Origin of the sequence: Motilimonas sp. 1_MG-2023, assembly GCF_030547455.1 — a bacterium.
In the GTDB taxonomy this organism is placed as follows: domain Bacteria; phylum Pseudomonadota; class Gammaproteobacteria; order Enterobacterales; family CBDFNC01; genus Motilimonas.
The window spans coordinates 1-11,668 of record NZ_JAUOPX010000012.1 but is presented as its reverse complement, the minus strand read 5'-3'; the positions used below and the strand labels follow the sequence as shown (position 1 = coordinate 11,668).

Genomic DNA, 11,668 nt, shown 5'->3' with positions numbered 1-11,668 from the left:
ATCCTTTAATCAAAGCTAACTAAGGGTAAATTCATACGATTATTTTTCAAACCACCGCGCAATTCATTCCAACTTTTTAATCTCGAAGCCTTGCCCGCTAACTGGCCTCGGCCCTTTTCTTTCATTAGCCACAAATTTTTACCATTGAAGCTATATACGGGTGCCAAATCTTTTCTTTGATTAGCGGGTTTAATATCTGCGTCTAAATTATCCAGAATTAATGGCATGGCAGCAGGCTCAGGATAATAGGCCACCACCATATGAAACTGATTCAAACTGAGTGCTTTAACATAGACCAAACGCAGCTTTTCTTCTGCAACCCCAAGCTCTGTTAAAGTAAAATACTTAGCGATACTAAAGTCTTCACAATCCCCTCCAGCAACCCCCAAAAACTCGACAGGCGTCGCCCAATAGTCCACTTTCCCCCACAGTTTTATATCGTCAACAAAGTGCAACTGATTAAAAAATGCGTTCACCTCCGCTAACTTTTGCTGTTCGCTACTACTTTGCTGTTCATCTACCAGCGTTCGCCAAGCTTTTACACGCTTTACCGCTCTCTCACTTTGGTAAACCGAAAACACTTTTTTAAGTAATGCCGCTTCGTTAATCTGTGAACTGGCAAGAGCAGAAAAAACCATTGAAGAAATCAACAACGAAGCGTATAAAAAAGGCGTATTTCCCCCTACAAATCTAGAGGTAAATACGCCTTTAAGCCAATCCATACTGTGACTAAATTACTGAATGTCGCGTAACTGTTGACGCCAATCTTCTGGTGGAGCAATACGCAATGAAGCGAGTAAACTGCCCATTGAATTAAGGATTCTATAGTTAGCTTCCATTACTTCATAACGCGTGGCAACCAAATCTTTCTTGGCTTCAAATAGCTCTGTTTCTGTGTTGAGAACATCTAGTAATGTGCGTTTACCCAAATTAAACTGCTTGCCGTAAGCATTACGAGTTTGTTCACTAGCAACCACATGCTTTTCTAAAAAGCGCTGCTGTTGCTCTAAGAAACGCTTTGCATCCCAAGATAAACGTGCTCCTTGATGAAGATCGCGCAGTGTTCCTTCACTGATATGTTTTGCTTCGTTTACCTGATATGCCGTCTCATCCACATAGGCTTGATCTTTACCGCCATTAAACAAGTTATAGCGCATACGTACCATGCCTACTAGTTCATCATTACGGCCCAACGTGCCATCGGCGTCTTCTAGAAAGTTGTTCTCAACTTCAATCGCTATTTCTGGGTAGTACTTAGACTTGGCCACTTCGTGTTGTGCATTGGCTGCGTAAATATCTTGGCGAGAAGATTTTAAGCGCGGATGATTATCCATCGCCCGTTGCACGATATTGGCAAATGATTCCGGCACACCTGAAAAATCTGGCTGGGGAACCTCTAAATTCTCTGGATATTCATTAACCAAACGTAAATATTGTGTTTCCGCATCCGACAGATTATTTTCCGCGTTCACTTTGTTAGCATGGGAGCGTGCTAAGCGAGCTTCAATTTGCGATAGATCAGATGTCGAGCCAATACCAGAGTCAGTACGTTTCTTAATATTTTTGTATATCTTTTCATGGATTTCTAAGTTTTGCTCAGCCAGTGATAAAGTTTCACTGTATTTCAATACATTCAAATAGGCTGTAATGGTTTTTAGAGAAATATCTTCCGCATCCGCCAATAACGCATACTGCTCAGCGTTAGCTTCAAAAGCGGTTCGGTCATATTCGGCCCCTGTTGCAAAGCCATTAAACAGAATTTGTCTCAGACTGAAGCCCAACTCTTTACGCGTGTAAGTAGTGGTATCAAAATTATCCCGGTCTGTTCGCTCACGACCAATGCCAGCATTAATATCAATAGTTGGCAAATAACCAGCAAAAGCACCATCATTAGCTTTTTGAAACGCGCCAACACGACTAAGCACTCGATTGATTTCAGGGTTTGATACTAAGGTTTTTGCCACACTACTTTCGAGAGTCTCAGCATAACCGGACGCTGAAATAAAGACTCCCGTAGCCAATACTGTACTGAAAAACATTTTTTTCATCTTAATAAATATCCCATTTAATTATGATTATAATTATCTTTCTCTTAAGGCTGATTGCTTTGCTCTTAAAATAGGCTTGAGTAAATAATCAAGCACACTTTTCTTACCTGTCATCACATCAACACTCGCGAGCATCCCTGGAATAATAGGTAATTTACTGTCGCCAACCCCTATCTTTCCTTGTTCAGTTCTCACGCGAATTAAATAAAAACTATTACCTTCTTCGTCCATGATCGTATCTGCACTAATATGCTCTAACGTTCCAGACAAGCCACCATAAATAGCAAAATCATAAGCCGTTAACTTCACCACGGCGTGAAGACCAGGCCTTAAAAATGCAATGTCTTTGGGTAATATTTTAGCTTCTACTAACAAGTTATCTTCTAATGGAACGATCTCAACTAAATCCATACCAGGCTTAATAACACCGCCCAGCGTATTGATATTAATCGTTTTAACCTTACCTTTAACGGGTGAGATAACATTGGTTCGTGAAACCCGATCCTTCAATCCAACTTGCACTTCACTAAGGGAAGCCATTTTACCTTCAGCTTCATCTAATTGCTCTAAGACTTTACGGCGATATTCTAACGCCATTTCGCGTCGTTTACTGATCGTTTCTTTTATTGATGACTTTATTTTTGGAATACTCAGCTTAGCGCTGTCTAATTCTGATGCTGTACTGTTAAGGTCACGCTCTAATTGAATAATCTCAACTTCAGATACCACACCCTCTTTTGCTAATGGCCGTGTTAGGTTTATTTCTTTACGTACCAAACCATATGCGCGTTGTAGGTGTTTAATCTTTGAATTGACTTCGACTAACTCTTGCTCTTTTTGCTGAATTTGTTGCGCCATGATCAGCAACTGATTATTCAACCCCGCAATGCCTTGTTTGTAACGCGCCGTTTCTGCCGAAATTTGCATCGGGTGCTGTTGTTCAAACTCATCACTATATTCAAGTTCGACCATATCAATGCTTACTTGCTCCTGCCAAGGAACATTATTGTCTTTTGATACCTTTACACTTGCTTGCTCTGCCTTAAGACGAATAATATCACTGCTTAGAGTGAAAACATTTTGTTCTTGTTCACGATAGTCACTTCGGAATTTAGTATCGTCAATACGCATTAAAGCTTGGCCTTTCTCTACGACGTCGCCTTCTTTAATATAAATTTCACGTAAAATACCGCCTTCTAGGTTTTGCACTACCTGAACTTGCGAAGATGGTATAATTTTTCCCGTCCCAACCGTCACTTCATCTAATTCAGCAAAGTAAGCCCAAACCAACGCAGAAACAAAAAATAAAAACATCACCCAAAGTAACAAGCGGGCTCTGAATGCGGTATTTAATAAACTGGCGGAGCTGGTTTCATCAACAAACTCAACATCATGTTTATTTGGCAATTTATTTTGATTGTGTAAATTATCCATTACTTGCCTCCCGCATGGTACGGCCTGCAATGGTGACACGCCCTTCTTTAAGCGCGTTAAGCACAGCTTCTTTTGGCCCATCCGCAACTATTTTGCCGCTGTCCATTACGATTAGACGATCAACAATGTCTAACATGCTGGTTTTATGAGTGATCAAAATGAGCGTTTGATGCTTATCTAAACTGGCTAGCTGTTGTTTTATATGCAGCTCTGAACGATTGTCCATCGCGCTGGTAGGCTCATCCATGACCAAAACATTGGGGTTAAGTAATAAAGAGCGTGCAATAACCACAGATTGACGCTGTCCACCGGATAAAAAACGACCACACTCACCTACCTGACGATCTAAGCCATTAGGGTCACGGTCAGTAAATCCCGTCACACCCGCGCGACGAGCGGCTTTTAAAATTAAGTCGTCAGACGTAAATGGCACTCCTAAACATATATTTTCTCTAATCGAGCCAAAATAGAGAGGAGCATCTTGTAACACACAGCCTATGGTGCGGCGTAAGTCTGCCGGATGGATTTGATTTTGCTCAATGCCATCAATGTGGATGCCGCCTGCAGTGGGACGGTACAAACCCATTAACAATTTTTGTAACGTGGTTTTACCCGAACCTATTCGGCCAATAATAGCGACCTTTTCACCAGCTCGAATACTCAAGTTAATATCTGAGAGCACATTGTTTTCTTGATCTGGATACTTAAAGCTTACCCCTTGAAACTCGATGTCTCCATTCATTCGAGCGCGATGAATATAGCGTTTGCCTTCTTCCGTTTCATCTGGCATTGCCATAATATTTTCTAAAATAGCTAACCCTGACTTTGTTTGGGTGTAGCGGGTGAGCAATAAAGACAGCTGACTTAAAGGCCCCAAAGCACGACCACTCAGCATGACTGCTGCGATCATTCCACCCATGCTAAGCTCACCATCTTTAATCAGGTACACCCCGTATACAATCAAACACACACTGAGCATTTGTTGTAAAAAAGAGGAGAGACTGGAAACAGAATTACTTAACTTACGGGTTTTGATGCTCCAGTTCGACATATGAGCAACTGCTTCTTCCCAGCGGTGTTGGTATAACCCTTCTGCTCCCGTCACCTTAATCCCTTCAATGCCATTAAGGCCTTCGACTAAGTTGGCATATTTCTGCGCGGCCAAGCGAGAGCCTTCGTCAATGCTACGTCGCAACGGCAACTGAATAGCAAAACTATAGGCGAGCAAAATGAACAAGCAGGCTGCAGGAATGAATACCATCGGGCCAGCAACTAACCAGATCACAGTTAATGTTAATAACGCAAAAGGCACATCAACTAGCGCAGCAACCGTAGCACTGGTAAAAAAATCGCGTACCGATTCAAACTCTTGTAAGTGACGAGCAAAAGCCCCTGTGGAAGCGGGTCGGGCCTCTAAGCGCATCCCCATTACCTTGGAAAAAATCTTAGAAGACAATAAAATATCTGATTTTTTCCCAGCAACATCGATAAAATAACTGCGCATTTGCCGCATGATAAAATCAAACACAAACACAATCGACACACCGATAGCTAACACCCACAAAGAGTCAAATGCCAAGTTAGGCACAATGCGATCGTAAACGTTCATTACGAATAAGGGGCTGACCACAGCAAAAATATTAATCAGCAAAGAAGCGATTAATACATCGCGATAAATAGGTAAAGATCCTCGAATGGTACTCCAAAACCAGTGACCATGACCGGTTTCAATTAGCTTAGGCGTTCGCTTATCAAAACGATGTTGTGGTTTTACAAAAATAACTTGGTTTTGATATAGTGCTTTAAGTTCAGCTAATTCAATCTCGGTTTCACCTTCCCCGGCGAGTGGGAAAATCACTTTAGCAGTGCTGTTCTCTTTATCGAGCGACAACAACACACAAGCCTGGTTCTCATCCAACACTAAAATACAGGGAAGTAATAACGCTGAAATATCTTTCAATGCCATCGCGCTGATCCGCGAGTTCAAGCCTCCTTTTTCAGCAGCCCGACTCACTAAACGCAGTGACAATTTACCATCTATCATAGGAAGACCTGCGGTTAGCACATCCCCAGAATGCGGCTCACCATAATGCTTGGTTAGAAAAACCAAACATTCTAATAATGGATCAACAAGTGGATCATTGACTGGTTTATCACCTTGGTTTGGCACGTAGTTTTTGCATCCTTTGCTTGGTAAACAAAACCACCATGCCTTTTTAACAAAGCATGATGGCTAATTCAGTGAAGAAAATAGCAAACAATTAATCGATGATTAACTTACCATCTTGAATTAATTTTTGAATAAATTCACTGCCGGTATCAATACCTGCTCCAGCATCACTGTAACTTACGCCCTCAAGAGTAATGGTCATGGTATCTGTTGAAGCGCCTTTTCCATCTGCATCAACAACAATATCAATTCCACCGTTAGCGTTTTCATATACCGTTAAGTAATCATCTATGGTGCTTGGTAATTCACCTTGTAGTAAATCGCTTAAGTGAAGTTTATCGCTATTAATATCAAAGTCGATAATCGTGTCTTTAACCCCAGTATCTTGCTTAGTATTGTCTGCTTCTTTTACGATGTCTTCAGCAAAGAAACGGAAAGTATCACTTCCTTCCCCGCCAATTAAGATATCATTACCTGAGTTACCGGCAATATCATCATCACCCTCACCGCCTTTGATAAGATCATTGCCTGAGCCACCACGAAGCACATCGTAACCCAAACCACCATCGATCATATCGTTACCGTCATTACCATAAATATAGTCGTAATGAGAAATAGGACGCTCAAGTGCATCTTGTGTCACGCTTGGATCATCAACGCCTTGACTACCACCGTAGATAACATCATCACCTGCACCGCCATCAGCTATATCCACAATAGAACTAGAAACAGAACTAGTATGATATGCATCTAACTCAGCTTGATCTTTTAACGCTTCTTGATCAAGGAAAGCCTTAGTTGAAGCAGCATCAAGCTCTCGGAATCCATCGCCCAAATAGATGGTATCTGAACCAATCGATCCCTTAACGTAATCATTACCACCAGATGAATCTATCAACTGTTCCTCTTGCGTCGCAATTAATCGTTCGTCACGCGCACCAATGTTTACCCAAACTCGCTGACCATTTTCGGTTTTATAACCATTATAGCCACCTAATTGGAGCTGGAACTCTTTTGAACCACTATCAGTCCCTGTCACAGTGGTGATCTGATCATTACCACTTTCGCCAGTCAAGGTTGAACCAGTAAAATCTCTCTGAGTAACGTTCACCGTGACCACAGCAGTATCAACTTCACCACGACTGTTGGTGACATAATATTCTATTTGCGCGGTTTCTTGATCTTTGCCTGGCACATAAACTAATTCACCATTAACAATATAAGCCTCGCCGCTACCACTAATGACTTTAATACCTGTAATGGTTATTTCGGTGTTGGCATCATTAGGATTTGAATCAGCAGGATTGACATCATTATTTAAAATATCAATGTACACAGGCTGACCAACAAAGGTACTAGCAGAATCATCGATGGCATCAAGCATTGGGTCGGTTACACCATTGATAGTGATGTTAAGAACCGCAGAAGATAGATCACCATTATCGTCGGTGATGGTATAAGTAAAGCTATCTAATAATGTTTCACCTTCATTCAACGCTTGGACTTGTGCGTTTTTATTATTCAAGATGTATACATAGCTACCATCCGTATTCAGTACTAGGCTACCAAAGCTGCCGGCAATCGTTTGACTTGTTCCACCGCTAACATTGCCGTTTTGCGTCCCCGCAACAACACCGATAACGGGGTTTGTAACATCTTTACCGAACATATCATTAACTAACACGTTGCCGTTAATCATTGCACTAGGGTCATTATCAGGTTGGCTAACCACCTCATTGACCTGATCAGCATCAACATTAGCTACAGGAGTAGTGTCAATCACTGGGAATTTAACACTGATATCAAAATCAGAACTCACTTTATCACCATCATTATCGACAATATTAACGATGATGTTGTCAGCAAAAGTGTCTGAATTGGCAGGTTTGTCACCCATAGTCACTACATAAGAGTACTCACCTGTCGCAAAGTCAAATACTAACTCCCCGCCATTTTGCGTATCAATTTTAACTTTAAGATCAGTGCCACTCGGTCTATTGACGACTTTACCATCAACCTCTATTGACTCAATAAAGCCACCATCAGCGCCATAATTAATACCCGTTGATATGTTACCTAAAACCTTAGTATCGACATCTCCATTGACGACAGCTTTAACCGAATCTAATAATACTGTCATCAAGCCATTTGCCGTGGTCACAATTTGGGTTGGCTCACTACCGTCAGGTTTAGAGGGATGCGAAACTATATCAAGATATTGTGATGGTACATTAGATCCGATACCAACTGCCTCAGCTTCAATGCCTTGCTCATTAACAAAAGCTTCCCAAGTTGGCTGGTAGCTAGTGATTTCACTCCTATCAGTATTAGAGCCGGGCTCCCCATCAGATAAAAAGTAAACCTTAGTTAAATCAGCAGCGCTTCCATCAGCCTTAGTTGGCGGATTAAAGCCGTCTACAAGTGCCCTAAGAGCATCATCGTAATCTGTTCCACCACTCGCATTTAATTGGGCGAGAAATGATTTTGCCTCAGCAAGGGTTAACCAACCCGATTCTTTGTCTACTGATGATTGGAAAGACACTATCTTAATATTGACATCACCGAGGTTGCTATAAGCATCGATAAGCTTAGACAAGCTTTGTTTTGCAATTTCAAGACGACTTGTGCCACCCCAATTGGCATCGCCAGACCTGTCACCTTCCATATCCCAACCCATAGATCCGGAAACATCAAGAACAAATATGAGGTTTGTGGTTTGTTGGGTAAAGTCGATAGGATCTGGCGATACAATATTCGCCGTTGGGATATCGTCAACAATATCCACATTAAGTTTCAGGTTAGTAGCCACACCATTATGACCTGAAACAGTGATATCAAATGAATTAGCGTTATCAGCCGTGTTGGTGCCATTGCCAGCTTGATGAGCAAAGGTATCATTTAACTGGTATTGGTACTGACCTGCATTAGCCCCCGTGGTCTCAACCGTTAACACACCTTGCACTGTGGTTACTGTAATAATGCCCGTATTTGCATCTAATACACCGCCTGCAATATTGCTGATGGATAAGCTCGCATCACTACCCAATAAGTTGCCTGTCACAATGTGGCCAATGCCAGGGTTACTGCCATCCACCAATCCAGCTTCATTTACCACCACATCAATTGGATTTAATACAGCGGCATCATCATTTAAAATCGTTGTTTCAACGCTACCGCTAACCGAGCCTAAAGAAGTGGATTCAAGGGAAACGTTGAAATTCTCATTTGATTCATACACTGTATCTTCAACTGTATTAGCGCTTAGATTAGCAACCACTGAATTTGGCGCTAATGGACCTGTTAAGGTCACAACATATACGCCCTTAGCAGCATCGAATGTGATCCCTTGTAGGCCAGTAAAGTCTTCAGGGTTTAGTGCCGTACCCTCAGTCACTTTTAACTCGAGAGTCACATCAATCCCATCTGCAACGCCTTTATTTCCAATACGAATTTGATATCCCGCGACCTCTCCTTCATTAACGGCATTGCTAGCTGAACCATCGATTGCAGTTAACGTAAACGTAGGTAAGTCGTTATCCACAATGCTTGTGATCACTTGGTTGTTATTGCTATCCGCTGCAATGGCTTCAAATATGCCGCCATCGTTGATGTTGCCTAAGGTAATAGTGAAGTCTTCACTGCCTTCGGCAAGCACATCGTCCAGTGTCGTAATATCAAACTTAACGCTGGTCTCACCCGCAGGGATGGTCACTTGCGCCACTTTGGTAAAGTCGCTGCCGTCTTGGGCTACGCCGCTGTAAACCAAATCAACGGTCACTGACTGCCCCGCTGGCACCGCTTCACTTAAGGTCACGGTGTAATCTTGTGCCACACTGCCTTCCACCACGCTGCCAGGGCCGGCAATCGACACCAGCACGGTGTCCTCTTGGCCTACTGGCTCATCGTTAATGGTGGTGGTCACTGCGTTGCTACTTGGATCGGCTTTAATGGCTTCAAACACGCCGCCATCGTTGATGTTGCCTAAGGTGATGGTGAAGTCTTCACTGCCTTCGGCAAGCACATCGTCCAGTGTCGTAATATCAAACTTAACGCTGGTCTCACCCGCAGGGATGGTCACTTGCGCCACTTTGGTAAAGTCGCTGCCGTCTTGGGCTACGCCGCTGTAAACCAAATCAACGGTCACTGACTGCCCCGCTGGCACCGCTTCACTTAAGGTCACGGTGTAATCTTGTGCCACACTGCCTTCCACCACGCTGCCAGGGCCGGCAATCGACACCAGCACGGTGTCCTCTTGGCCTACTGGCTCATCGTTAATAGTGGTGGTCACTGCGTTGCTACTTGGATCGGCTTTAATGGCTTCAAACACGCCGCCATCGTTGATGTTGCCTAAGGTGATGGTGAAGTCTTCACTGCCTTCGGCAAGCACATCGTCCAGTGTCGTAATATCAAACTTAACGCTGGTCTCACCCGCTGGGATGGTCACTTGCGCCACTTTGGTAAAGTCGCTGCCGTCTTGGGCTACGCCGCTGTAAACCAAATCAACGGTCACTGACTGCCCCGCTGGCACCGCTTCACTTAAGGTCACGGTGTAATCTTGTGCCACACTGCCTTCCACCACGCTGCCAGGGCCGGCAATCGACACCAGCACGGTGTCCTCTTGGCCTACGGGCTCATCATTAATGGTGGTGGTCACTGCGTTGCTACTTGGATCGGCTTTAATGGCTTCAAACACGCCGCCATCATTGATGTTGCCTAAGGTGATGGTGAAATCTTCACTGCCTTCGGCGAGCACATCGTCCAGTGTCGTAATATCAAACTTAACGCTGGTCTCACCCGCTGGGATGGTCACTTGCGCCACTTTGGTAAAGTCGCTGCCGTCTTGGGCTACGCCGCTGTAAACCAAATCAACGGTCACTGACTGCCCCGCTGGCACCGCTTCACTTAAGGTCACGGTGTAATCTTGCGCAACACTGCCTTCCACCACGCTGCCAGGGCCGGCAATCGACACCAGCACGGTGTCCTCTTGGCCTACGGGCTCATCGTTAATGGTGGTGGTCACTGCGTGACTGCTTGGATCGGCTTTAATGGCTTCAAACACGCCGCCATCGTTGATGTTGCCTAAGGTGATGGTGAAATCTTCACTGCCTTCGGCAAGCACATCGTCCAGTGTCGTAATATCAAACTTAACGCTGGTCTCACCCGCAGGGATGGTCACTTGCGCCACTTTGGTAAAGTCGCTGCCGTCTTGGGCTACGCCGCTGTAAACCAAATCAACGGTCACTGACTGCCCCGCTGGCACCGCTTCACTTAAGGTCACGGTGTAATCTTGCGCAACACTGCCTTCCACCACGCTGCCAGGGCCGGCAATCGACACCAGCACGGTGTCCTCTTGGCCTACGGGCTCATCGTTAATGGTGGTGGTCACTGCGTTGCTACTTGGATCGGCTTTAATGGCTTCAAACACGCCACCATCGTTGATGTTGCCTAAGGTGATAGTGAAGTCTTCACTGCCTTCGGCAAGCACATCGTCCAGTGTCGTAATATCAAACTTAACGCTGGTCTCACCCGCTGGGATGGTCACTTGCGCCACTTTGGTAAAGTCGCTGCCGTCTTGGGCTACGCCGCTGTAAACCAAATCAACGGTCACTGACTGCCCTGCTGGCACCGCTTCACTTAAGGTCACGGTGTAATCTTGCGCAACACTGCCTTCCACCACGCTGCCAGGGCCGGCAATCGACACCAGCACGGTGTCCTCTTGGCCTACGGGCTCATCGTTAATGGTCGCAGTGCCCGTTGCATTGAGGGTGTCCGCACCGCTCACTAATGTGGCATTAAGTGCATAGGTCTCTGGCGCTTCTTTCATCGCGTCATCGATGGTTTGCGTGCGCACCAGTACTTCTTGGTCACCGCCATTAGTCAGCGTCACCGTGCCATTTGACACGCTCCACGTTTGACCGCCATCTAAGCTCACTTCAAACGCCGCTTCATAGTCGCTGCCATCTGCTGTGCCATCAACCAATGACAAAGTTAACACACTGCCCACCGCCGCTTTACC

Annotated in this window: 5 protein-coding genes; all 5 read right to left on the bottom strand. The window is 44.5% G+C overall.

The genetic code is table 11. The features are described from left to right. Positions 1–5: 5 nt before the first annotated feature. The 5 genes from Q4519_RS08255 to Q4519_RS08235 all read right to left on the bottom strand — a co-directional run bounded on the left by Q4519_RS08255 (position 6) and on the right by Q4519_RS08235 (position 11,647). Positions 6–722 carry a transglutaminase-like cysteine peptidase gene (locus tag Q4519_RS08255; RefSeq protein ID WP_303511519.1) on the bottom strand — a complete coding sequence of 239 codons (717 nt, stop codon included), beginning with the start codon at positions 720–722 and terminating at the stop codon, positions 6–8. Between the two features lie 12 nt (positions 723–734). Next, positions 735–2,048 carry a TolC family outer membrane protein gene (locus Q4519_RS08250; protein WP_232803455.1) on the bottom strand — a complete coding sequence of 438 codons (1,314 nt, stop codon included), beginning with the start codon at positions 2,046–2,048 and terminating at the stop codon, positions 735–737. A gap of 33 nt (positions 2,049–2,081) precedes the next feature. After that, positions 2,082–3,482: an HlyD family type I secretion periplasmic adaptor subunit gene (locus tag Q4519_RS08245; protein WP_232803454.1), complete on the bottom strand. Its 1,401-nt coding sequence runs from the start codon at positions 3,480–3,482 to the stop codon at positions 2,082–2,084. Beyond that, positions 3,475–5,652, bottom strand: a complete 2,178-nt coding sequence (locus Q4519_RS08240) for a type I secretion system permease/ATPase (protein ID WP_232803453.1) — start codon at positions 5,650–5,652, stop codon at positions 3,475–3,477. Before Q4519_RS08240 ends, Q4519_RS08245 begins: the two co-directional genes overlap by 8 nt. 91 nt (positions 5,653–5,743) lie before the next feature. After that, the gene (locus Q4519_RS08235; protein ID WP_303511513.1) at positions 5,744–11,647 is read right to left on the bottom strand and encodes a Calx-beta domain-containing protein; all 5,904 of its coding nucleotides are present in this window, start codon (positions 11,645–11,647) and stop codon (positions 5,744–5,746) included. Between the last annotated feature and the right edge of the window lie 21 nt (positions 11,648–11,668).